The sequence below is a fragment of the Chelativorans sp. M5D2P16 genome (assembly GCF_034427935.1).
Classification (GTDB): Bacteria; Pseudomonadota; Alphaproteobacteria; order Rhizobiales; family Rhizobiaceae; genus Chelativorans.
On record NZ_JAXQNM010000013.1, the window covers coordinates 148,573 to 171,697 of the forward strand.

The 23,125-nt window shown below is 66.3% G+C and carries 26 protein-coding genes; 8 read left to right on the top strand and 18 right to left on the bottom strand.

The window, feature by feature from the left end:
• Positions 1-40 precede the first annotated feature (40 nt).
• The 10 genes from SIN08_RS07920 to sppA form a co-directional block, all read right to left on the bottom strand.
• Complete coding sequence (locus tag SIN08_RS07920; RefSeq protein ID WP_322451275.1) at positions 41-904, bottom strand: GNAT family N-acetyltransferase; 864 nt, start codon at positions 902-904, stop codon at positions 41-43.
• 117 nt (positions 905-1,021) lie between these two features.
• The gene (locus SIN08_RS07925) at positions 1,022-3,232 is read right to left on the bottom strand and encodes a PAS domain-containing sensor histidine kinase (RefSeq protein WP_322451027.1); all 2,211 of its coding nucleotides are present in this window, start codon (positions 3,230-3,232) and stop codon (positions 1,022-1,024) included.
• Between the two features lie 79 nt (positions 3,233-3,311).
• On the bottom strand, positions 3,312-4,301 hold the full coding sequence (locus SIN08_RS07930) for an MDR family oxidoreductase (protein WP_322451028.1): 990 nt from the start codon (positions 4,299-4,301) through the stop codon (positions 3,312-3,314).
• Between the two features lie 85 nt (positions 4,302-4,386).
• Complete coding sequence (gene lspA / locus SIN08_RS07935; protein WP_322451029.1) at positions 4,387-4,872, bottom strand: signal peptidase II; 486 nt, start codon at positions 4,870-4,872, stop codon at positions 4,387-4,389.
• Entirely contained in the window at positions 4,869-5,732 is an 864-nt protein-coding gene (locus SIN08_RS07940) for an RNA methyltransferase (protein WP_322451030.1), read from the bottom strand. Before SIN08_RS07940 ends, lspA begins: the two co-directional genes overlap by 4 nt.
• Entirely contained in the window at positions 5,729-6,736 is a 1,008-nt protein-coding gene (locus tag SIN08_RS07945) for a class I SAM-dependent rRNA methyltransferase (protein ID WP_322451031.1), read from the bottom strand. Before SIN08_RS07945 ends, SIN08_RS07940 begins: the two co-directional genes overlap by 4 nt.
• 69 nt (positions 6,737-6,805) lie before the next feature.
• A complete protein-coding gene (locus SIN08_RS07950) occupies positions 6,806-7,765 on the bottom strand; it encodes an ornithine cyclodeaminase family protein (RefSeq protein WP_322451032.1) in 960 nt (319 codons plus the stop codon).
• Positions 7,766-7,775: 10 nt separating this feature from the next.
• Positions 7,776-8,096, bottom strand: coding sequence for a lipopolysaccharide assembly protein LapA domain-containing protein (locus SIN08_RS07955; RefSeq protein ID WP_322451033.1), 321 nt, complete (start codon positions 8,094-8,096; stop codon positions 7,776-7,778).
• An 81-nt stretch (positions 8,097-8,177) separates the two neighbouring features.
• Complete coding sequence (locus tag SIN08_RS07960) at positions 8,178-8,462, bottom strand: integration host factor subunit beta (protein WP_322451034.1); 285 nt, start codon at positions 8,460-8,462, stop codon at positions 8,178-8,180.
• Positions 8,463-8,517: 55 nt separating this feature from the next.
• Entirely contained in the window at positions 8,518-9,489 is a 972-nt protein-coding gene (gene sppA / locus SIN08_RS07965; protein WP_322451035.1) for a signal peptide peptidase SppA, read from the bottom strand.
• 306 nt (positions 9,490-9,795) lie between these two features.
• Here sppA and lptC point away from each other — a divergent pair, with 306 nt between their 5' ends.
• From lptC to ptsN, 6 genes are all read left to right on the top strand, one after another.
• Positions 9,796-10,506 (top strand): LPS export ABC transporter periplasmic protein LptC, encoded by a 711-nt coding sequence (gene lptC / locus SIN08_RS07970; RefSeq protein WP_322451036.1) that lies wholly within the window; start codon positions 9,796-9,798, stop codon positions 10,504-10,506.
• On the top strand, positions 10,499-11,047 hold the full coding sequence (locus tag SIN08_RS07975) for an LptA/OstA family protein (protein ID WP_322451037.1): 549 nt from the start codon (positions 10,499-10,501) through the stop codon (positions 11,045-11,047). The genes lptC and SIN08_RS07975 overlap by 8 nt, the downstream gene beginning before the upstream one ends.
• A 13-nt stretch (positions 11,048-11,060) precedes the next feature.
• Entirely contained in the window at positions 11,061-11,858 is a 798-nt protein-coding gene (gene lptB / locus SIN08_RS07980; RefSeq protein WP_378624867.1) for an LPS export ABC transporter ATP-binding protein, read from the top strand.
• 160 nt (positions 11,859-12,018) lie between these two features.
• Complete coding sequence (rpoN, locus tag SIN08_RS07985; RefSeq protein WP_322451039.1) at positions 12,019-13,500, top strand: RNA polymerase factor sigma-54; 1,482 nt, start codon at positions 12,019-12,021, stop codon at positions 13,498-13,500.
• A 220-nt stretch (positions 13,501-13,720) separates the two neighbouring features.
• On the top strand, positions 13,721-14,299 hold the full coding sequence (gene hpf / locus SIN08_RS07990; RefSeq protein ID WP_322451040.1) for a ribosome hibernation-promoting factor, HPF/YfiA family: 579 nt from the start codon (positions 13,721-13,723) through the stop codon (positions 14,297-14,299).
• A 56-nt stretch (positions 14,300-14,355) separates the two neighbouring features.
• The gene (gene ptsN, locus SIN08_RS07995) at positions 14,356-14,820 is read left to right on the top strand and encodes a PTS IIA-like nitrogen regulatory protein PtsN (RefSeq protein WP_322451041.1); all 465 of its coding nucleotides are present in this window, start codon (positions 14,356-14,358) and stop codon (positions 14,818-14,820) included.
• A gap of 96 nt (positions 14,821-14,916) precedes the next feature.
• Here ptsN and SIN08_RS08000 read toward each other — a convergent pair whose 3' ends face one another.
• Both SIN08_RS08000 and SIN08_RS08005 read right to left on the bottom strand, forming a co-directional pair.
• The gene (locus SIN08_RS08000) at positions 14,917-15,174 is read right to left on the bottom strand and encodes a DUF1150 family protein (protein WP_322451042.1); all 258 of its coding nucleotides are present in this window, start codon (positions 15,172-15,174) and stop codon (positions 14,917-14,919) included.
• Positions 15,175-15,257: 83 nt separating this feature from the next.
• Positions 15,258-15,683, bottom strand: coding sequence for an Hsp20 family protein (locus SIN08_RS08005; protein WP_322451043.1), 426 nt, complete (start codon positions 15,681-15,683; stop codon positions 15,258-15,260).
• A gap of 109 nt (positions 15,684-15,792) precedes the next feature.
• Here SIN08_RS08005 and SIN08_RS08010 point away from each other — a divergent pair, with 109 nt between their 5' ends.
• Positions 15,793-16,734: a nucleoside hydrolase gene (locus SIN08_RS08010; protein ID WP_322451044.1), complete on the top strand. Its 942-nt coding sequence runs from the start codon at positions 15,793-15,795 to the stop codon at positions 16,732-16,734.
• A 3-nt stretch (positions 16,735-16,737) separates the two neighbouring features.
• On the opposite strand, the gene SIN08_RS08015 is transcribed toward SIN08_RS08010, so the two are convergent.
• The 4 genes from SIN08_RS08015 to SIN08_RS08030 all read right to left on the bottom strand — a co-directional run bounded on the left by SIN08_RS08015 (position 16,738) and on the right by SIN08_RS08030 (position 19,806).
• Complete coding sequence (locus SIN08_RS08015) at positions 16,738-17,352, bottom strand: LysE family translocator (protein WP_322451045.1); 615 nt, start codon at positions 17,350-17,352, stop codon at positions 16,738-16,740.
• 53 nt (positions 17,353-17,405) lie between these two features.
• A complete protein-coding gene (locus SIN08_RS08020; protein ID WP_322451046.1) occupies positions 17,406-18,308 on the bottom strand; it encodes a ribokinase in 903 nt (300 codons plus the stop codon).
• Between the two features lie 50 nt (positions 18,309-18,358).
• The gene (locus tag SIN08_RS08025; RefSeq protein ID WP_322451047.1) at positions 18,359-19,255 is read right to left on the bottom strand and encodes a bifunctional helix-turn-helix domain-containing protein/methylated-DNA--[protein]-cysteine S-methyltransferase; all 897 of its coding nucleotides are present in this window, start codon (positions 19,253-19,255) and stop codon (positions 18,359-18,361) included.
• A 65-nt stretch (positions 19,256-19,320) separates the two neighbouring features.
• The gene (locus SIN08_RS08030; protein WP_322451048.1) at positions 19,321-19,806 is read right to left on the bottom strand and encodes a DUF2244 domain-containing protein; all 486 of its coding nucleotides are present in this window, start codon (positions 19,804-19,806) and stop codon (positions 19,321-19,323) included.
• 21 nt (positions 19,807-19,827) lie between these two features.
• Here SIN08_RS08030 and nth point away from each other — a divergent pair, with 21 nt between their 5' ends.
• Positions 19,828-20,616, top strand: a complete 789-nt coding sequence (gene nth / locus SIN08_RS08035) for an endonuclease III (protein WP_322451049.1) — start codon at positions 19,828-19,830, stop codon at positions 20,614-20,616.
• Between the two features lie 16 nt (positions 20,617-20,632).
• Here the strand turns inward: nth and SIN08_RS08040 are convergent, their stop codons facing one another.
• Positions 20,633-21,373, bottom strand: coding sequence for a sulfate transporter family protein (locus SIN08_RS08040; RefSeq protein WP_322451050.1), 741 nt, complete (start codon positions 21,371-21,373; stop codon positions 20,633-20,635).
• 277 nt (positions 21,374-21,650) lie between these two features.
• Complete coding sequence (gene gndA, locus SIN08_RS08045) at positions 21,651-23,069, bottom strand: NADP-dependent phosphogluconate dehydrogenase (RefSeq protein WP_322451051.1); 1,419 nt, start codon at positions 23,067-23,069, stop codon at positions 21,651-21,653.
• Between the last annotated feature and the right edge of the window lie 56 nt (positions 23,070-23,125).

Consider the following 23,125-nt stretch of genomic DNA (forward strand, 5'->3'; position numbering starts at 1 on the left):
TCCACAGGAAGGCAAGAGAGAATGAGGACAGGCCGGACGTCTAAACCGCGAAGCGCTGGGCTTCCGCACCGTAATAGGCGATATAGCGTTCCGAGATCGCCTCGACCGGCAGCACGACCAGCACATCGGTGGTCGAAAAGTCGTGGTCGATAACGCAGCCGTCGCCGAACCTGGCGCCGAGGCGCAGATAGCCCTTGATCAATGGCGGCATGGCGGCAAGCGCCGTCTTGGCGTTGACCGCCTCGGCGGGCATCAGGTCCATCGCGGCAAAGCGCCCGGCGCGGGCACTTACATGCCACGGGTCCTCGGCACGGCAGAAATGGGCGAGGAAGGACAAGGCCTCGGCATGGGCGGCGGGCACCGTGCCGGGGAAAGACGCACAGCCGGTCATGACATCGACGTTGTGGGACCGGCAATAGGCCCAGATGCCCTGCCACAGAAGCTCGATCGTGCGCCTGGAGCGGTAAGCCGGCAAAACGCAGGAGCGGCCGAGTTCCAGGAAGCGGCGGCCGGGATGGCGGGCGACAAGCGTCTCCAACGCGAACTCCCCGTCGGAATAGAAGCCGCCGGCGGCGACCGCCCTTTCCTGGGGCAGGAGCCGGTAGGTGCCGACGATCCTGTCGCGTTCCAACCCGGGCAGGGATGTATCGATGACCAGGAGATGGTCGCAGACGAAGTCGAACCGGTCGGCATCGCGCTCCTCGAGCGCCTGGAGAGTCCCGGGCTTCGCCCCCATCTCGCGATAGAAGACACGGAAGCGCAGCGACTGGGCCGCGGCGATCTCCTCCGAATCACGCGCCAGACGCACCTGAAGCGGGCCGATCCGGCCGAGGAGGGACTGTTCGGCAAAACGCGACGAGAGGTTCCCGGCAAGCGCCAGTTCTTCCGCGCCTTCCGCACGCATGGCCGGTTTCAGCGTCAAACCCTGCCCCACTTTGTTCCTCCATGTGTCACGACGCCGGCATAGAGGCTTGCTGCGACAAAAGGATGACAGGAAAGTAATCGGCTTACAATCGCCCCTTCACACCACGGCGTGCGTTTCGAGCGCGGCAAGCAGACGGTCGGGATCGAGCGGCTTGGTCACGAAGCCGTTTGCGCCGTGGGCAAGCACGCCATGGCGCGTTTTCTCCTGGCCGTCGGCGGACAGCACCAGGATGGGGATCGGGGCAAGGCCCGTCTCCTCCTCGTAGCGGCGGATATTGGCGATGGCGTCGAGGCCGTCCATGACTGGCATGTGCAGATCCATCAAGACGATATCGTGATCGCGCGCGGGGCGGGCCAGAGCGTCGACGGCGGCGCGGCCGGTGGTAACGAGCGTGACCCTGTGCCCGGCGCGCGTCAGCGCCACGCGCGCCAGCATGGCGTTGATCTCGTTGTCCTCGGCGATCAGGACCCGCAGCGCCGTGTCGGCGGCGCGCGCCGGACCGGAGCGCCGTGCGGGGCGCACCTCGACGGCCTGGCTGTCGTCCGTTCTTGGCCCCTCGTTGAGGAGGAGGCGCAAAAGCGTGCGGCCGCGGGCGGGACGGGCGAGAAAGACGCCATAGCCATTGGCTCGGAAAGAGGCCAGCCGGCCCCGGTCGGTGGGCGCGATCAGGGTCAGCGCAAGCTTCATCCGCAGGCCCTTGCGGCGCAGGCGGGAAAGCAGGCCGGCCTTCTCGTCCTCCAGCGCGGCATCGATGATGACGGCATCGAAGCCGGTGTTTCGCCGGCGCAGAAGCGCGACCGCGCTCGTCTCGCCATCGAAGATCTCGGCCTTCCCGCCGTGCGCGCGCACGGTCATGGCCAGTGCCTCGCCCTCGACGGCGTGCGGCGTGATGATGGCCACCGTCCAGCCCTTCAGGGCGAGCGCGTGCTCGGCCGGGGTGGTTTCACCGACCGGCAGGCAGACCGTGAACGCCGCACCCTCGCCGGGGGCGCTGTCGACGGCGATACTGCCTTCCATCGCCTCGACGAGGCGGCTGGTGATGGCAAGGCCAAGACCGGCTCCGCCATGCCTGCGGGTGGAACTGCCGTCGGCCTGCTCGAATTCGTTGAAGATGCGCGCGACGGCCGCCTCGTCGAGGCCGGGGCCGGTGTCGTCCACGCGAATGGCAAGCGCCGGCTTGCCGCCTACGGCGGCCGTCGTGACGGTAACGAGCACCCCGCCTTCCTCGGTGAACTTCACGGCATTGCCCAGGAGGTTGAGCAGGATCTGGCGCAGGCGGCCGGGATCTGCGGTGATGGTCTCCGGCACATCCGGGGCGATGTGGCAGCCCAGTCCGATATCCTTGCCGAAGGCACGCGAGGCCATGAGCTCGACAATGCTTTCCACCAGTTCGCGGATCGAGACCTGCTGCGGCTCGAGTGCCAGCCGCCCGGCCTCGATCTTGGAATAGTCCAGGAGATCCTCGATCAGCGCCAGGAGGGCGCTGGCGGAGGTGGAGACGGCGCTGACATAGGTGCGCTGCTCGGCCGAAAGGCGGGTGTCGGCGAGCAGCGTGGCCATCCCCATGATGCCGTTCATCGGCGTGCGGATCTCGTGGCTGACGGTGGCGAGAAAGCGCGATTTCGCCAGACTCGCCTGCTCGGCGCGCTCGCGCGCATTGACGAGCGCGGTCTCGGCACGTTTGCGCGCCGTGATATCGCGGGCGATGGCCCAGTGGGAAACGGTACCGCTGTCATGATCGCGCCGGGAAAGCTCCGTCCAGGAGAACCACCGCAGGCCGCCCCTGGCATGAATGGCGACGTCGGTGGAACTCAGGCTTTCGCCCTCGGAAAAGGCCGAATCGGGCACGACGCCGATATCGACACCAAACTGCGTGAGCGTCTTGCCGACAAGCTCACGCGGCTCGCACTCCACGAGTTCGGCGAAGACCCTGTTGGCGTAGAGAATACGCCCGTCGCGGTCACGATGAACGACGAGGTCGCCGAGCGCCTCCAGAAGGCCGTAAAAGCGCTGTTCGCTCTCCTGCATCTCCCACATGCGGTCGGCAAGCTCTTCCAGCCGTGCCGTTCCAGCCGGGGGGCCATCGGTGGCGGATATACCGGCAGGCCTTAACCGGCGCAGACCCGCCGCCAGACCGACACCGCCCATCAGTGCGAGTGCGGCAACGACGGCGAATGCGGCGCCGGTGATATACGCCAGGGCACAAACCAGAAGCGCGCAAACGCCGAACCAGAACGCAGCGGGAAGGCGGCCGATCGCCGCCGCGCAATGCTTGAAAGCTGCCTTTATCCGTCCGATGCCCCACATGGTAGCGACCATAGTCGGGGGATGTTACGGAAGGTTTTGGCGGCCGGCTCAACTCTTAGCAAAGCCGCAAGGGCTTTGTTTACATTTCGACGACGAGCCGACCCCGCACCCGTCCGGCGATGATATCCCCCGCCGCGTCGACGACCTGGCGGAAGGGAATCGTGTGCGAGACGGCGGCAATCCTGGCGTGGTCGAGCTCGGCGGCAAGGCGCCGCCAGGCTTCCAGCCGCAGCACGCGCGGCGCCATGACCGAATCGACACCGAGCAGGGAGATACCGCGCAGGATGAAGGGCGCGACCGAGGCCGGCAGGTCCAGGCCCTGGGCCAGGCCGCAAGCCGCCACCGCGCCGCCGTAGCAGGTCATGGAAAGCACATTGGCGAGCGTGTGGCTGCCCGCAACGTCTATGCCGCCGGCCCAGCGCTCCTTGCCGAGCGGCCGGGCCGGGCCGGAAAGCTCCTCGCGGGGGATGATCTCGCTGGCGCCCAGATCCTTCAGGTACGCCTCTTCCCCCGTGCGGCCGGTGGACGCGACGACCTCGTAACCGCGCCCGGCGAGCAGGGCCACGGCGATAGAGCCGACGCCGCCGGCCGCGCCGGTGACGACGACCGGTCCGCGGTCGGGCGTGATGCCGTGCCGCTCCAGCGCCATGACGCACAGCATGGCCGTGTAGCCCGCCGTGCCTATCGCCATGGCCTCGTGTGCGCTCATGCCCTCCGGCAAGGGAATGAGCCAGTCGCCGCTGACGCGTGCGCGGCCCGCATAGGCGCCATAATGAGCCTCGCCCACGCCCCAACCGTTGAGGACGACCTTGTCGCCCTCCGCCCAGTCCGGATGGTCGGATCGGGTGACGGTGCCGGCGAAATCTATTCCCGGAATCATGGGGAAGCGGCGCACGACTGGTGCCTTGCCGGTGATGGCGAGCCCGTCCTTGTAGTTGACTGTCGTCGCCTCGACGGCGACCGTCACGTCACCGTCCATCAGCTCGTTCTCGGTCATCTCGACGAAGTCGACCGTCTGGTCCTTTCCCTCCTCGCGGGTGATCAGGACGGCCTCGAAACGGTCGCTCATGGCGCTCCTCCAGCTTGCGGGTAGTCATGAACTGTGGGGCGGCAGGGGCAGGAGGTCAATGCTCGCCGGGCCCGGCGGGGCCGATTCACTCCTCGGCCTTCCTGCCGCGCCGCCAGGCAAGCACCTCGTCCAGGATCACCAGGCCGGCGCCGACGGTGATGAAGGCATCGGCCAGGTTGAAGATCGCGAACGACCAGAACGGCGTGTGAAAATAGACGTAGTCGACGACGAAGCCGCGCAGCGCGCGGTCGATGAGATTGCCGAGCGCCCCGCCGATGATGAGGGCGAAACCCACGCGCGCGAAGAGCTGCGTGGCCTCCGTACGGAATGCCAGAACGGCGATGAAAGCGATGACGCCGAGCACCGCCAGGCTCAGCCACAAGCCGCCGACGCCGGAGAACATGGAAAAGGCGACGCCCGTATTGCGCGAGTGCAGCAGCGCCAGGAAGGGGAGGAGGTCGATGCCCTGGTGCAGCGGCAGGCGCGCCTCGACCACGAACTTGATCGCCTGGTCGAGCACCACGGCAAGCAGGACAACGGCGCCATAGGGGACGAGCTTGCGCAGCTTCATGAACCGGTCTCCGGGGCCGCCATGGGCAAGACTTTGCGGCGGATTTCGTAGAGCATCACGCCGGTGGCAACGGCAAGGTTGAGTGAATCGGCGCGACCCGCCTGGGGAATGCGCGCGAGGCGGTCGCAGGTCTCCGCCAGCCGGTCGGGCAGGCCCTGCTGCTCGTTGCCCATGAGAAGCAGCACCGGGCGGCCAGCGTATTCGATCGCGCGATAGTCGACGGAGCCCTTCAGATGCGTGCCGACGACGAGGCCGGGGAAGTCCTTTCGCCAGGACAAGAAGGCCTCCGGTTCGGCGCGCGCGAGGGGCACCGAAAACAGCGAGCCCATGGTGGCGCGCACGGTCTCCAGCGAGAAGGGATCCGTACACTCGCCGACCAGGATGACGCCGCGCGCGCCGACCGCATCGACGGTGCGGATGACTGTGCCGAGATTGCCCGGATCGCGCACGCGGTCGAGCGCCACCCAGACATCCCCTTCGGCAGGGCGGATCTCACCAAGTGCACGGTAGCGCTGCTCGAACACGCCGACGACCATCTGCGGATTGTCGCGGCGGGTAACAGCCGACAGCACCTTCTCGCCGACCTCCAGCACCAGCCCGCCGGCGGCCACGGTGCGGGCCGCCGCCTTCTCGACGGCGGCATTGCCGCGGCCCGTTTTCGCATAGACGAGGGTGCGGATGGTCCAGCCTTCGTCGAGGGCGTCGAGAACGAGCTTCAGGCCCTCCGCCATGAAGGCATGCTCGCGGTCGCGATACTTCTTGAGCGCGAGCGCCTTGAGGTCCTTGACCAGCGGGTTGGAAAGGCTCGTCACCTCCTTCACCCGGCCGGGTGCCCGCCTTTCCCAATCGCGCTCCGTCATCGCGCCACCCAGCGGGAGAAAAGCGAGGTGGAAAGCGCGCGCCCCGCGGACTTCTCGCGAATGACGAGCTCGCCCGATTCGACGCGGCCACCCATGCCGGCGAAACGGTCGCGCATCAGCGCGTGGATGGCGAAGAAGGAGGCACGGATGGAGTAGGCCGTCAAAATCACCGCGAGCGGCTTCGGCGACAGGATGGCGCGGCAGGTCTCGACCAGGCCCGGCAGATGCTCGAAAAGCTGCCAGACCTCGCCCTTGGGACCGCGCCCGTAGGCGGGCGGGTCGAGCAGGACGATGTCGTAACCGTTGCCCCGGCGCGCTTCGCGCTCGGCGAACTTCACCGCGTCCTCGCAGATCCAGCGGATCGGCCGGTCGGAAAGGCCGGCGACCTCCTGGTTCTCGCGCGCCCAGGCGATAGCCTTCTTGGAGGCGTCGACGTGGGTCACCTGAGCACCTGCGCGCGCGGCCACCAGCGAGGCAAGCCCCGTATAGCCGAACAGGTTGAGCACCTTGACCGGGCGGCGCGCCTCCTCGATCAGGCCTTCCATATGCGCCCAATGGGTGGCCTGCTCGGGAAACACGCCGACATGGCGGAAGGAGGTGAAGCGGCCGAGATAGGCGATGCCGTCATGGCGCATGGGCCAGGTCTCGCCGAGCGCCGTGCCGGGAAAGCGCCAGCGGCCGATGCCCTCCTCGTCCGTGTCGCCGGTGAAGACGGCGTCCGCCCTTTCCCATTCCGCCTCGCTCCAGGCCGGCTGCCAGATGGCCTGGTTCTCGGGACGGATGATGCGATAGGGCCCGTATTGCTCAAGCTTGCGGCCGGCGCCCGAATCCAGAAGCGTGTAGTCCTCGCCCGGCAGCACTTCGAGAATCAGCGGCAGGCGCTCCTCCGGCAGCGGCCCCAGCCGGCGCGCGTTCTGCCGCTTACCGGCGGCAGCGGGCCGGCCGTCGCGCTTCGGCTCGCGCGGGCGGCGCGGCTGACGTTGCTTTGCACGTGAAGGCTTCAACAAGGGCTCCACATTCCGACCTCGCGCCGCTTCTGCCACAGCGTCCGGACAGGCGCAACGCGCCGCTGCTCAGGGCATGAAGGCGCGATAGACGGCAATGCCGGCGGCGAGGTCCTCGATCGCCGCGCCGACGGATTTGAAGAGGGTGATTTCGTCCGCGTTCTGCCGTCCCGCATGTTCGCCGCGCGTCAGTTCGAACAGGTCGGCCTTGATGTCATCCGCGGTCAGGGCGCCGGATTCGATGCCCTGGACGATGTCGCCCGCCTCCTTGGTAGCGCCGGCGCGGGTGTCGACGAAGACGGAGGCGCGCGAAAGCGTCTCGTCGTCGCTCTCGCGCATGGTCGGGGAGAAGGCGCCGACGAGATCGACGTGGGTGCCGGGGCGCAGCAGGCTGCCACGCACCAGCGGCACGGTGGAGAGCGTGGCGCAGCTGACGATATCGGCCCGGCCGATGGCGGTTTCGAGCTCGTCGGTGGCCTTCACGTCCATCCCTTCCTGGCGCAGGGTCTCGGCAACCTTCTCGGCGTTGGCCGGCGTGCGGTTCCAGATCGTCACCTCGCGGATGGGACGCTGGCTGGCATGCGCGCGGGCCAGATGCGGCGCGAGCGCGCCGGCGCCGACGAGAAGCAGGCGCGAGGCGTCGTTGCGCGCCAGGTAGGAAGTGGCAAGGCCCGAGGCGCAGGCCGTGCGCCAAAGGGTCAGGCGCTGCCCGTCGATCAGGGCGCGCGGCTCGCCCGTGGTGCCGTCCAATAGAAGATAGACGCCCATAACGGCGGGCAGGCCTGCGGCGTTGTTGTCCGGCGACACGGCGGCGATCTTGACGCCGATATGGCCATCGCCCTCCCCGGCGGTGAAATCGTTCCACGCCGGCATGAGCAGGAGCGTGCTGGCGCTGCCCTTGGCCCGCTCGATCGTGTGATGATGGCGCACCGGCTGCACGGCGCCGGCCCGGAAGGCCTCGCGCAGCGTGTCCACCAGACCTGCATAGGTAAGACAGTTGTCGACGTCGTTCGCGGTGATGGTGATCATGCAGTCAGGCTCACAGATCCGTGGGCGAAGCGACGGCCCTGCTTCGCTGGCGCTCGGCCTCGCGCAGGCGCTCCACTTCCTGCGTGCGTTCGCGGGCGATGCGGCGATAGCGCCCCTGTCGGAACCAGGTGGCGATGCTGCCGACAATCATGCCGATGACGATGGCGGCGAAGAGATAGACGAAAAGCGGCAGCTCGACCGACAGGGCGGGATTGCCGGGATTGAAGGGATCGAGCGTGAAGGGAACGGCCGCGCGGTTGGCCACCGCCAACGCGATCAGGATAACCGCCAGCGGTATGAAAACCAACGCGATCACGATGCGGTTGAACATGCAGGCTCCCGGTTGCTTGAGATGGCGACGGGCATCATCCTGCGCGTCGCGCGTCTGCCCGCTGTTGTGTCGTGGTCCGTTCTAGTCTTCCGCGTTCAGCCGTTCCCGCAGTTCCTTGCCTGTCTTGAAGAACGGCACCCACTTCTCCTCGACATAGACCGATTCCCCGGTACGGGGATTGCGCCCCATGCGCGCAGGGCGGTTCTTCACGGAGAAAGCGCCGAAGCCGCGCAATTCCACGCGGTTTCCTTCCGCGAGGGCCTCCGTGATCTCCTCGAAGATCGCGTTCACGATGTTTTCCACGTCGCGCAGAAACAGATGCGGATTGCGATTGGCAATGGTCTGCACAAGCTCGGACTTGATCATGGTCTCTTACCGCCGCTTTGACTGCCCGTGGATGAACATGATTTTTCTTGTTTTTTCAATCCGGCACGTGGGTATTTTCAGGTTGCCAGACCGACAGCAGACCGTCAAGGAACATGCGCTCGGCGCCGATCCGGCGAAGAAACGCGCCGTCCTGCGGCAGGCCGAGCAGGCGCGCCGCCCAGTTCGAAGCGATCTGAGGCAGGAACCAGGAGCCGGCGGAATCGTCCGCTTTCCACTCGATGACGTCGAGATCCGCGTCGACGCCTCTTTCGACCAGCCATTGCTTGGCGTCACGCTCGCCGCCCACGGCGTCGATCAGCTTGCGTTCCAGCGCCTGGCGGCCGGTAAAGACGGAACCGTCGGCAAGCGCGGTCACCTCGCCGCGCGACAGGGGGCGGCGCTCCGTCACCAGGCCGATGAACCAGTCATAGCTGTCGAGGACCATGGCCCGCAGCATCGCGCGTTCTTCCTCCGTCGTCGGGTTGAAGGGCGACGGCTCGGCCTTGAGCGGCGATGATTTCACCTCCTCCATGGTGACGCCGACCTTGTCCATCAGGCCGGTGATGTTCGGGATCTGGACGATGACGCCGATGGAGCCGACGATGGAGGACTGGCGCGCGACGATGAAATCGGCGGCGCTGGCGATCATGTAGCCGGCGGACGCCGCCAGGGTGCCGACCTGGGCCACGACCGGCTTTTCCTCGGCCACGCGGCGGATCTCCTCGAAGATGGCCTCGCCGCCGGCCGTCGTGCCGCCAGGCGAATCGATGGTGAGGATGACCCCTTTCACGGCCGCCGATTCGCGAACGCGGTCGAGCCGCTCCAAAAGCTCGTCATCCTCGGTGATCGTCCCCTCGATGCGCACCTGGGCGATATGCGCAGCGGCCACACCCAACTGCTCGCCGAACAGCCAGCGCCCGGATACGACGAGCGCCAGTGCAATGACGAGAAAAGCCACTACACGCCAGAAAGTCAGCTTGCGCCTGAGACGGCGGCGGTCGATCAGATCATCGGCGCGGGTGGACATGGAGAGGACCTCATTTTCTGCCGGAGAAGGTACGTAGGCTTGTTTTTTAGGGCAGGCAACGCATATGAGCTACCATGTTCGACGACAGGCCGCCGGCCGGTCCGGGTGGTAGCCGCTAAGCCTCTGACTTTAACCCCAAATTGGCCATATTGCGGTATAGTATGAATTGGGCGAGCGGTTGAAGGTACCGATGCAAAAAATCCCGCAACTGCGACAAGGACGGGCCCGCCCCGGGACGGGCGGTTGCCGGCGCGCGCCAGCGCCGGAGCCCGCAATGCGCCGTGAACGGCGGGCGGGAGCAACCGGATGAGCGATGCCGCCAGGGGACAGGAGGACACGCGCACCCGTGCGATCCGGCGCGCCGAGCGCGATGCCGCCGCCTTTGCCAGGGCCGCGCGCCATTCGCGCCGCGTGCGGGTCTTGAAGTTCATCCTGCCCGTGGTGGCGATCGTCGTGTCGGTCCTTTTTCTCGGCTATTCCCTGATTCCGCAGACGATCCGTGAGTCCGTCGATATCGGCGCCGCTTCGATCGAGGACGGCCATCTGGTGATCGAGAACCCCACGCTCGACGGTTTCACCCGGGACAACCTGCCCTATACGATGACCGCCGCGCGGGCGCGGCAGGCGGTCGGACCCACCAATGCACCCATCGATCTCAGTCAGATAAGGGCGACGATTCCCATCAACGCGGATACCGAAGCGCGGATCAGCGCCGGACAAGGGCACTTCGATCGCGCGAATGACCGGCTCACGCTCGGCGGCTCGCTTTCCCTCTCGACCAATTCGGGGCTGCGCGCGCGGCTGCAGTCGGCCGAGATCGACCTTGCCTCGAATGCCCTGTCGACCGATGATCCGGTGGAGATCGAACTGGAGGGAATGCGCATCACCGCCAACCGATTCCGGGCTTCGGACAGCGGCAAAACTCTGGTATTCGAAGATAGCGTGCACATGGAGATCGATCCGGCGGACATCCGCCGGAACCAGGACGAAGGCGATGGGAGCCGCGGCGATGAATAGATTGCGATACCTGTTGGCAGCCGCGGTGGCGCTTCTTGCGGCGAGTGCCGCATTGGCACAGGGACAGGGGGGACGGCAGACCGGGCTGAAGCTTTCCGGCGACCAGCCGATCCAGATCGAGAGCGACCGCTTCGAGGTGAACGAAAGCGAGGGCGTGGGCGTCTTCACCGGCAATGTTTCCGTCGTGCAGGGCGAAACGCAGCTCAGATCGGCACGAATGAAGGTGTTTTACGACAGCGAGTCCGGATCCGTGTCGGCCGGCGGCGCGCAGATCGAGCGGCTCGAGGTGGACGGCGGGGTCTACCTCAAATCCGAAGGGCAGGTGGCCACCGGCGAACGCGGCACTTTCAACATGCAAACCGAAGTGCTGGAGCTTTCCGGCAATGAGGTGGTCCTGACGGAGGGGGAAAACGTAATCGTCGGGTGCAAGCTGACGGTGCAGATGGCCTCCGGACAGGCCACGCTCGAAAGCTGCAAGGACGGCGGTTCGGGCGGCCGTGTGCGCATGCTGCTCACACCGGATTCGCAAAACAGGCAATAGGCATTTCGTGACCATCTTCTCACGCGCAACGCGCCAGGGAGCCCGTCCCGCCCCTGGGCCGAAACCGCAATCCGATCCGGAGCGCTACAAGGGAACCCTGATCGCCCGCGGGCTGACCAAGGCCTACAAGGGGCGGCAGGTCGTCAGCGGCGTATCGCTCGGTGTGCGCGCGGGCGAGGCGGTAGGCCTTCTCGGGCCGAACGGTGCCGGCAAGACCACCTGCTTCTACATGGTGACGGGGCTGGTGCCGGTCGACCAGGGCACCATCCACATCGACGGCTACGACGTGACGTCGATGCCGATGTATCGCAGGGCAAGGCTCGGTATCGGCTATCTTCCGCAGGAGGCCTCGATCTTCCGCGGGCTGACCGTGGAAAAGAACATCCGCGCCATCCTGGAGGTGGTGGAAAAGAGCCGCAAGGAACGTGAAAAAACGCTGGACGCGCTGCTCGAGGAGTTCCGCATAGGCCATCTGCGCAAGGCACCCTCGGTCTCCCTGTCCGGCGGCGAGCGGCGGCGGCTGGAGATCGCGCGTGCGCTTGCCAGCAAACCGAACTTCATGCTTCTCGACGAGCCCTTCGCCGGCATCGACCCCATCGCCGTGACCGACATTCAGGAACTGGTGCGGCACCTGACGGCGCGCGGCATCGGCGTGCTGATCACCGACCACAATGTGCGCGAGACGCTGGGCCTTATCGACCGCGCCTATATTATCCACGCCGGCCAGGTGCTCACCCACGGGCGCCCGCAGGACATCGTCGGCAATGCCGATGTCAGACGCCTCTATCTCGGTGAGGGATTCACGCTCTGAGCATCCGCGCGCCTTGAAAGGCGGCAGGCAGACGGCCTGAAGGAGCGTTTTTGGGCCTCCTTCACTGCTCGCTGCTTGACAAGCAAATATCGGGCCAGTTTTATCGAGCCAGTCGCGAGGGCATCTCGCTGTTACGGGTATGAAGGGCGCACATAGCTCGATGGCGCTTTCACAGAGTCTGAATTTGCGGCAGACGCAGTCGCTGGTCATGACGCCGCAGTTGCTGCAGTCGATCCGGCTCCTGCAGCTGACGCATGCCGAGCTCGAGCAATTCATCGACGGGGAGATCGAGCGCAACCCGCTTCTCGAGCGCGAGGACGGCGCCGATCCCGCGCAAGAGCCCGGCGAGCCGGCGCAGGAGGCCCCGCGCAACTCCGCCGAGGCGATTTCGGAGCGGCTCGACGCCTCGCTTGAGAACCTGTTTCCCGACGATCCCGGCAGGCGCGAGGTCATCGGCCCGGATCTTTCCGCTCAATGGCGATCGGCGGGCGGGGCCGGTATTTCCGCCGCCGATACGGATTGGGACCTGGAAGCCATCGCCGCCGCGCCCCCGAGCCTGCGCGAGCACGTGCGCGAGCAGATCGCCTTCGCCTTCGAGGAGCCGGCCGACCGGCTCCTGGCGGAGGAACTGGCCGAGGGGCTGGACGAGGCGGGTTATCTTGCGGCGGATATCGAGGAGATCGCCGCACGCACGGGCGCCGAGGCGGACACATTCGAAGCGGTGCTGGCCACGTGCCAGGGTTTCGATCCGCCGGGCCTTTTCGCACGCAACCTGTCCGAGTGCCTGGCGCTGCAACTGAAGGCGCGCGACCGGCTGGACCCGGCCATGCGCGCGCTTCTCGACAATCTCGGCCTTCTGGCCAAGCGCGATTTCCAGGCGCTCAAGCGGTTGTGCGGCGTCGACGAGGGGGACCTCGTGGACATGCTTGCGGAAATTCGCGAGCTGGATCCCAAGCCCGGCACAGCATTCACGACGGGCGTGTCGGATCCGATCGTGCCCGACGTGGTGGTGCGTCCCGGTCCGGACGGGGGATGGGCGGTGGAACTGAACCCGCAGGCGCTGCCGCGTGTGCTCGTCAATGAAAGCTATTTCGCCGCCGTTTCGGCGCAGGCCGGCGGGGAAGGCAAGGCGTTCCTGTCCGAATGCCTGCAGAGCGCCAACTGGCTGACCCGCAGCCTTGACCAGCGGGCCCGGACCATCCTCAAGGTCGCCAGCGAGATCGTGCGCCAGCAGGATGCCTTCCTGCTCTCCGGGGTGCGGCATCTGCGGCCGCTCAAGCTGCGCACGATCGCCGAGGCGATCGACATGCACGAATCGACCGTGAGCCGCGTGGCGGCGAACAAGTACATGATGACGCCGCGGGGGCTTTTCGAGCTGCGCTACTTCTTCACCGCCGCGCTGGCGGCAGCGGATGGCGGTGACGCCCATTCGGCGGAGGCCGTGCGCGACCGCATCCGCCGCCTCATCGCGGATGAGGACGTGAAGGACGTCCTGTCGGACGACACGATCGTCGACATCCTGCGCAAGGACGGTGTGGATATCGCCCGCAGAACCGTGGCCAAATACCGCGAGAGCATGAGCATCCCCTCCTCGGTGCAACGCCGGCGGGAGAAAAAGGCCCTGGCCGGCACCGGGGCGTGAGGTCGCGCGCCCCACAACATTTGACAAGCCGGCGCGAAGCCACTAAAGCCCGCCCGCATGAGACGGCGGCCTGCGGACAACGACCAATCCGTGCGGGCGGCCGCAGAGCGGTGGAACCCATGGCCGACCGGTTTTATTTTACGGCAGCCGAACCTTGTGTGCGCGGACCACAGGTATAAACTCTCAGACGTCGAAGTTCTGACCGAAGGTCGTTTCTCACATGAGCCTGCGCATTTCCGGCAAGCATATGGACATAGGCGACGCCTTTAAGTCCCGTATCGAGGGTCGCATCGGTGAAGCTCTGGACAAGTATTTCGATGGCGGCTTCGCCGGTCGCGTAACGGTCGAAAAATCGGGATCGGGATTTTCCGCCGACTGCACCATCCATCTCGACACCGGCACGGTGCTTCAGGCCACGCACCGCGCGCAAGACCCGCAGATGGCGTTCGACGGCGCCGCCGAGCGCATCGAAAAACGGTTGCGCCGGTACAAGCGAAGGCTTAAGTCGCACAGCCCGGCACAAGGCGGCAACGGCATGCTGGACATGGCCTACCGGGTCATGGCGCCGGCTTCCGACGAGGATGAGGAACTGCCGGAAGACTATGCTCCCACGGTGGTGGCCGAGTCGCGCATGCCACTCAAGTCGATGACGGTCGCTTCCGCCGTCATGGAGCTCGACATGAAGGACAGTCCTGTCTTCGTTTTCCGGAACGCGGGAAGCAACGAGGTCAACATCGTCTATCGCCGGGCGGACGGCAATATCGGCTGGATCGACCCGTCGGCGGTCACCAGCGGATAGCCTGCCCGCCGGCCCGTTCAGCCGGAATATGCGGCCGAAGCAGAGGATGCGAAAAGATGGATCTGAGCGATCTGATCAAGGTCTCGGCGGTCATGCCGGCCTTGAAGGCGAACTCCAAGAAACAGGTCTTGCAGCTTCTCGCCGAAAAGGCCGCGGCGGAAACCGGTCTGGCCGAGCGGGAGATCTTCGATACGATCCTGCAGCGCGAAAGGCTGGGCTCCACGGGCGTGGGCAACGGAGTGGCCATTCCGCACGGCAAGCTGCCAGGCATCAAGGAGATTACCGGCGTCTTCGCACGGCTGGAGACGCCGGTTGATTTCGATGCGCTCGACGATCTGCCCGTCGATCTCGTCTTCCTGCTTCTGGCGCCCGAAGGCGCCGGCGCAGACCATCTGAAGGCATTGTCGCGGATTGCGCGCGTGTTGCGCGATTCGGAGACGACCGCCAAGATTCGCGGCACCAAGGACGCCGCCGCAATCCACACATTCCTCGCGGAGGCACCGGCCTCCAACGCGGCCTGAGCCTGACGGCATCCCCTGCCCGGTCCGGGCAAGGCTGTTCGCTATCGGGCGCCTCTCATCCTTTTCCTAGTGGAACTTGCGCCCTTCCCGTCAGTGTCAGTGCAGACTGACCGGCTCGAGATCGTTCTGGAAGGCGCCGGCAAGGGCGGCGTCGCGGGCATCCGCCAGCAGGATGGGCTGGCCGTTCGCTGCGAAAAGGGCCCACAGCCTCGTTCCGGGTTCCATGTCGGGCATGCCGGGAAACTTACCCTTCAATTCGGCGACGTCCATCTCCCGCATATAGGCGATGGCCCCTTCGCCCAGATGGGCAAGTTGCTGCTGCGTCACGGTGTTCTTCACTTCGTTCTCTGTCATTTCAGCCTCCTATGCGGCGGGCCATCCTTATGATCAACCCGTCCGAGAGCCTCGTGGTTCCGGTGAGAGATGCGGTTTTACGGTTAATCCTTCACCGAAATATCGATTTTCTGCACCAGGCGCTCCGGCTCCGGCCGGTCGAGATCGATGGCCAGAAGCCCGTTCTTCAGTTCCGCGCCCAGGACGCGCATGCCGTCCGCCAGCACGAAAACGCGCTGGAACTGCCTCGCGGCGATACCCCTGTGCAGATATTCGCGCTCGCCTTCATCGTTCTGGCGCCCCCGCACGACGAGCTGGTTCTCCTCGGTCGTCACGTCCAGGTCCGCTTCGGAAAACCCGGCTACGGCGAGGGTGATGCGCAGGCGCTCGCCCCGCCCTTCCCCATTGCGGATGCGTTCGATGTTGTAGGGGGGATAGCTGTCGCCGGTTTTCGCGATCCGCTCCAGCGTCTTCTCCATACTGTCGAACCCCAGGAGAAGCGGGTTCGAAAAAGGCGTCATACGCGTCATGTTCCTGTCCTCAAAGAGCGACGTGGACAAGCAAAAACCCGATTGGCGTTTTTGCCGGTGTCCCTGATATGGTCGATCGCCGACATCAGTTCAAGAAGGCTTCATCTACGTGCAACAGGTGCGCAAGATCATCATCGACACCGACCCCGGCCAGGACGACGCCGTGGCCATCCTCCTGGCGCTCGCAAGCCCGGAACTCGAGGTCCTGGGCATCACGGCCGTTGCCGGCAACGTCCCGCTCGGCCTGACGGAGAAGAATGCCCGCAAGATCTGCGAACTCGCCGGGCGGCCGGACATGAAGGTCCATGCCGGGGCCGGCCGGCCCCTGGTGCGCGATCTGGTGACGGCCGAGCATGTGCACGGCAAGAGCGGCCTGGACGGCCCCGATCTGCCGGAACCGGAAATGCCGCTGATGCAGGCACACGCGGTCGACTTCATCGTCGAGACCGTGATGGCGCACGAACCCGGCACGCTCACCCTATGCACGCTGGGGCCGCTCACCAACATCGCGCTGGCGCTCGTGCGCGAGCCGCGGATCGCGCCGCGCATCGGGGGGATCGTCATGATGGGCGGCGGCTTCTTCGAAGGCGGCAACATCACCCCGGCGGCGGAGTTCAACATCCATGTCGATCCGCATGCCGCCGACGTCGTCTTCCGCTCCGGCGTCCCCATCGTCATGATGCCGCTCGACGTGACGCACAAGGCGCTGGCGACCAGAGCGCGGGTGGACGCTTTCCGCGAACTCGGCACACCCGTCGGTCTGGCGACGGCGGCAATGCTGAGCTTTTCCGAGCGCTTCGACAAGGAGAAGTACGGCAACGAGGGCGGGCCGCTGCACGACCCCTGCGTGATCGCCTATCTGCTTCGGCCGGCGCTTTTTGCCGGGCGCACCTGCAATGTCAGTGTGGAAACCGCCTCGGAACTGACCATGGGCATGACCGTCATCGACTGGTGGCACGTCACGAAGCGGCCGCATAACGCGCAGGTCATGCGTGAGATAGACGATGAAGGCTTCTTCGCCCTGCTCACGGAGCGGCTGGGCAGGTTGTAGCGCTTATCTCGCCCGCGAAAAGGCGAGCCACAAACCTCCGCCGATCAGGAACGTACCGCCGATGCGGCAGATCCGGCGCATGGCGGCGGCGCCGAGACGACGCCCGAGACTGCCGGCGGCGATCGCATAGCCGCCGTCGGACATCGCCGAGAAGAGAAGCGCCGTGCCGCCCAGCAAAGCGATCTGCAGGACATGGTTGCCCGCGGGATCGATGAATTGCGGCAGGAGCGCACCGAAAAAGAGAAGCTGCTTCGGGTTGCCGAGGGAGACGAGCAGGCCCTGAAGGAGAAAACCCCGGCGCGGGTGCCCTGCGGGCGATCGTTCGAGAGGCGCACCGCTCGAACGAAGTATCTTGAGGCCGAGCCAGCAGAGATAGGCAGCGCCGGCCAGCTTGATCCAGGCGAACCAGTGGCCGGCGATTTCGACGACCGACGTCAGGCCGACGCTGACGACGGCGATCATGACCGACAAGCCGGCCAGCGTGCCGGCGACGTTCAGGAGACCGGCCTTGACGCCCTGGCGGATGCCGTTGGCAACGATCAGCATGTTGGTCGGCCCGGGAACGACTGTAGCAACCAGACAGACGAGGGCGTAGGCGAGATAGGTTTCGAGCGACATCGTATGGGGCCCTCCCCTACCAGGAGGGCACGCCCGCAGGCGCTTGTCCAGTCTCAGGGCGAACCCATCGCCGCATCGATCTCGGCACGCAACGGAATCGCCGGCTGGGCGCCGGGCTTCAGGCAGGCGAGCGCGCCGGCGACGGCGGCGCGGCCCAGCGCTTCCTTCAAGCCCACGCCCTCGACCAGCGCGGCGGCGAAATAGCCGCAGAAGGTGTCGCCCGCGCCCACCGTGTCCACGGGCGTGACGGGATGGGCCGGCACGCGCAGGAAATCCTCCGGCGTCGCCGCCACCGCGCCATCCTTTCCAAGCGTGACGATCATGGTGCGGCCCGTCTGCCGCGCGAAGGCGCGTATGCGCGCCTCGCGGTCGGCGCCCGCGAGCGCCAGCGCCTCGGCATAGAGGTCGAATTCCGTCTCGTTGGCGATCACGTAGTCGGCCACGGCCACGAAATCTGCCGCGGCCGCGTGGAAGGGCGCGGTGTTGAGGATGGAAACGGCACCCGCAGCCCGGGCGGCGCCGAGGGCGGCCTTCACCGTCTGAAGCGGCACTTCATGTTGCAGGAGCACGACCTCGCGCGCGCCAAATGCCGCGCGCTCCACATGCTCGGGCAGCACTTCGGCATTGGCGCCGGGCACGATGGCGATCATGTTCTCGCCGTCGCCGCCGACGAGGATCATGGCCGTGCCGGTCGCCGTACCGGTCTTCGCGACGGCGGCAAGCTCGACGCCGGCTTTTTCAAGCAGTGCCAGCGCCTGGCCGGCGAAGGCATCCTGCCCCACTGCGCCGACCATGCGCACCGGCGCGCCGGCACGGCGCGCGGCGAGCGCCTGGTTGGCGCCCTTGCCGCCGGGCGCGGTCGAGAACGCCTCGCCCGGCACGGTTTCCCCGGGACGGGGCAGCCTTTCCACGCGGGCGATGAGATCGAGATTGATGGAACCGAGGATGGTGATCACGCTTGGCCTCCCGCAATGACTGCGGGAAGCTACCCGGTTCGCGGACAAAATCAATCGGCCGCTTGGCCGTTTTGCTGCAGTTGCCCCGCTTCCCAGCCGAGAATGGCCCGCTTCCGCGTCAGCCCCCAGTGATAGCCGGTCAGCGCGCCGGACTTGCCGACAGCCCGGTGGCAGGGCACCACGAAGGAAAGGGGATTGGCGCCGACCGCCGCGCCGACGGCGCGCGCGGCGCTCGGCGCGCCGATCTCGTCGGCGATGTCGGAATAGGCGCATGCCCGGCCCATCGGGATCTTCAACAGCGCCTGCCAGACACGCACCTGGAAATCCGTGCCGATGAGCACGATGCGCAGGGGCTCCTCGGCGCGCCAGCGGGCCGGGTCGAAGACCCGCGCGGCATAGGGCGCGGTGGCGGACATGTCCTCCACGTAGTGCGCGTTGGGCCAGCGGGCGCGCATGTCCTCGAAAGCCGCCTGCTCTTTGCCGGCATCGGCGAAGGCAAGGCCGGCCAGGCCGCGGTCGGTGACCATGACGAGCGCAATGCCGAAAGGCGACAGGTGATAGCCGTAGCGGATGGTGAGGCCCACGCCCCGGGCCTTGAATTCGCCCGGGGACACCGCCTCGTGAGTGACGAAAAGGTCGTGCAGCCGGCCGGGACCGGACATGCCGAGTTCCAGCGCGGTCTCCAGAAGCGGCATGCCGGAGGCGAGCAGTCGGCGGGCGTGGTCGAGCGTGACGGCCTGCAGGAAGGCCTTGGGCGACAGCCCGGCCCAGCGTGTGAAGAGCTTCTGCAGACCGGTCGGCGTCTCGCCCGTATCGGCGGCGAGATCCTCGAGCGAGGGCTGGTCGCGGTAGTCGAGGCTGATCTTTTCGATCACGCGGCGCACGACCTCGTAGTCATGGCCTACCGGCGTGACGTCACGATCGAGAATAGCGAGTTCTGCATTCATGGCACGTTCTCCTTGCGTGCCAATATGCTTCGGACGCCCAGGCATCTCCACCCGATTCTTGCCGGTCAGCCGCCCTTTGCGGTGGCGAGCGCCCGGCCGAACGCCTCGGCGAAGCTTTCCCGATCGTCCGGGTTGAGGAAACTGCCCAGGGGAACGCTCTTCTCCCGCGTTTCCACCGCCATGGCGGTGATGCCGATCTCGGTGTGCCGGTGCACGTTGAAGCGGGTCCAGAAGGGATTGAAGCTGTGGGATTCGGCCCGTCCGGACGGCGGCACCTTGCGGATATCAAGGCTGGTGCGCGACAATGAGACCTCCTCGCGCACGCGGGCGGCCCGGTAGTTGAGACGGAAGGCGATATAAAGCGCCAGCACGTCGAGCCCGAAGAAGCCGACGATCGGCCAGGCGCCGATGCTCATGAAAAGGGCGCCGACGGTAAGCCAGATAAACAGGACCACGCCCATCAGGACGGCAAACCCCCTGCGTCCCAATGAACGGTGGGGAACGAGCAACGCCTTGAAGAAAGGCTCGTCGGCAGCATTCTGTTCGCTCATTATTCGAATTATAGAGGCAGTATGCAAAAGCCCAAGACAAAAAAAGCCGCGCCCGGCGCCGCAAAGAAGAAAGCCGCGGGGTCGGCCCGCCGCAAGAGAAAGAGCCTCACCGCCTACAGCCCCGAGGAAATCGCGGAGATCTTCCGCCGCTTCCGCGTCCAGCGGCCGGAACCGAGGGGCGAACTGGAGCACGTGAACCCGTTCACGCTCCTGGTGGCGGTGGTGCTTTCGGCGCAGGCCACCGATGCCGGGGTGAACAAGGCCACGAGGCCGCTCTTCCGGGTCGCAGATACGCCGGAAAAGATGCTGGCGCTCGGTGAGGAAAAGCTGGGCGAATATATCCGCACGATCGGCCTGTGGCGCAACAAGGCGAAGAACGTGATCGCCCTTTGCGAGGCGCTGATCCGCGATCATGGCGGCCTCGTGCCGGGCGACCGTGAGGCCCTGACAAGGTTGCCGGGCGTGGGACGCAAGACGGCGAACGTCGTCTTGAACATGGCCTTCGGCCAGCCGACCATGGCGGTCGACACCCACATCTTCCGCATCGCCAACCGGATCGAGCTGGCGCCGGGCAAGACGGCGGAGGAAGTGGAGCGCAACCTTGTCAGCGTCATTCCCGAGGAATTCCTGCACCACGCCCACCACTGGCTCATCCTGCACGGGCGCTATGTGTGCAAGGCGCGCAAGCCCGATTGCCCGGCCTGCGTGATCGCCGATCTGTGCAAGGCACCGGAGAAGACGACGGATGTGCCGGCACCGCTGGAGCCACTGGAGCCGATCGAGGCCAAGCGCGAAGCCGAGGAGGCCTAGCGAACGGGTAAGCCGCCTACGGCGACGCCTCTCCGACGGCCGGACGGACGCCGGAAGGCGACTCCCGCGCCACGATCATCTTGTGCAGGTGCACCATCATGGCGCCGGCGAAAAGCGGCGTCAGAAGGTTGAGAAGCGGCACCGCCAGGAAACCGGCGATCACGAGACCGGCGAGAAAGATCGTGACGGCGTGGCGGCGGCGCAACGCCTTGGCCTCCGCTTCGCTGCGGAAACGCATGGCGGCGAACTCGAAGAACTCCCGGCCGAGCAGGTAGGCGTTGACGATGAAGAAGATGACGAGATTGATGCCTGGCACCAGAAGCAGGAACAGCGCCACCAGATTGGCCAGGACGACGACACCGAAGAACTTGAGCGAAAGCCAGATCGCCGGCACGAGCGGCACGGCCTTGCCCGGCGGATCCTGCGGATAACTGGTCTTCTCCACCGCCTCGGCGACATCGTCGAGGAACAGGCCGGCAACGATGGCCGTCACCGGGGCGATGAGCAGGGCCAGAGCCAGCGCCAGGCCGATGCCCGCCACGATCGCGGCGAGCACGCCGAGCCAGCCAGCCCAGCCGGGCAGGCCGGGCACAAGCTGGTCGAGCCAGGGCATGGCGAAAGCCTCGAAGAGTTCCTTCAGGCCAAACCAGAAACCGGCGAGGAGGAGGAGCGTCAGCCCCAATGACTTGAAAAAGGCGGCCCGGAAAGCGGGGGCGAAGAGCTGCCCGGCGGCAGCGCGCGCTGCATCGAAGATCATGGGAGCCTTTCACATCGGAGCATGACGGCGACGCGCAGGAAATAGGCTTCAGAAGCCACCGGTGCAACCTGCAGCGCTTGCACGGTCGATGACTCACCGATGCTGGTGGGTATCGACGTCCAGACATGAAGGTTGAGAGTTCGCGGCGAAATGCAAATGTGCGGGGCTAGCGGAAATCGTCCGGCCCTTCGTATCCTCGGGCTGGATCCGAGAATCCATGCCCTGACCCGTTCCATATGCGACACCGCTCCTATGACCGATCGCAGGAAAGCCGCGCCTATCTGAGCGGTGGCCAATCGCCGTGGTGCGTTCCCTCCGCATCGATCCTTTCGAACCCGTGCGCGCCGAAGAAGTCGCGTTGCGCCTGGATGAGGTTGGCCGTGCCCTGGCCGCGCCGGAACTGGTCGAAATGGGCAAGTGCGGCCGAGAGCGCCGGCACCGGCAGACCCGCCTCCGCGCTGCGCGCCACCACGCGGCGCAGATGCGGATGCGCGGCCTCGATCAGCGGCATGAAGGCGCCGGTCATCAACAGGTTCCCGGTCTCCGGCGCGTTGTCGAAGGCCTCGGCGATCTCGCCCAGGAACTGCGAGCGGATGATGCAGCCGGCGCGCCAGATGCGCGCCACCGTGCCGAGCGGCAGGTTCCAGCCGAACTCGCGCGAGGCCGCGGCCATGACCGAGAAGCCCTGCGCATAGGCGACGATCTTGCCGGCGAAGAGCGCCTGCTCGAGGATGGCCAGAACATCGCCGGAGGCCGGACCGGCCGCCGGCGACGGCACGCCGAAGCGCTTCTGTGCGGCATCACGCTCTTCCTTCATGGCCGACAGGCTGCGCGCGGCAACGGCCGCCTCGATGGCCGTGGCGGGGATGCCCAGCGTCTGTGCCTCGATGGCCGACCAGCGTCCCGTGCCCTTCTGGCCGGCGCGGTCGAGGATCACGTCCACCATCGGCCGGCCGGAGGCCGGATCCTGCGCGGCAAGCACGGCTGCCGTGATCTCGATCAGATAGGAGTTGAGCCGGCCCTCGTTCCACCCGGCGAAGACCGGCGCGATTTCGCCTGCCGGGAGTCCGTGCGCATCGCGCAGAATCCCGTAGATCTCGGCGATCATCTGCATGTCGGCATATTCGATGCCGTTGTGGATGGTCTTGACGAAATGCCCTGCGCCGTCGGGCCCGAGCCAGGCCTGGCAGTCCTCGCCCTCGTGACGGGCGGCGATCGCTTGGAGGATAGGCTCAATGCGGCGGTAGGCCGCCGCACTCCCGCCGACCATGATCGACGGCCCGTGGCGCGCGCCCTCCTCGCCGCCCGAGACCCCCACGCCGAGAAACTGCGGTCCGCCTTCGGCCAGCGCGGCCATGCGCCGCCTGGTATCGCGGAAATTGGCGTTGCCGGCGTCGATGATGATGTCCTCGCGGGCAAGCAGCGGCCGCAGCGCGGCAATCTGCTGGTCCACCGCCTCTCCCGCCTGCACCATCAGGATGATCGGCCGAGGCCGGGCGATGGCCTCGGTCAGGGCCTCCATCGTCTCGCACGGCACGATGTTTTCCGCCAGCCCGCCCGCCTCGCGCATGAAGGTGTCGATGCGGGCCGTGGTGCGGTTGTGGACGGCAACGCGAAAGCCCTTTTCCGCGATATTGAGCGCCAGGTTTGCGCCCATCACCCCGAGGCCGATCAGGCCGATGTCAGCTTCTTTCATGCTTGTATCCGTTTCGTGTGTGCCCCGAGGGCTTCTTATCGTTTGTCTTTTCCGCC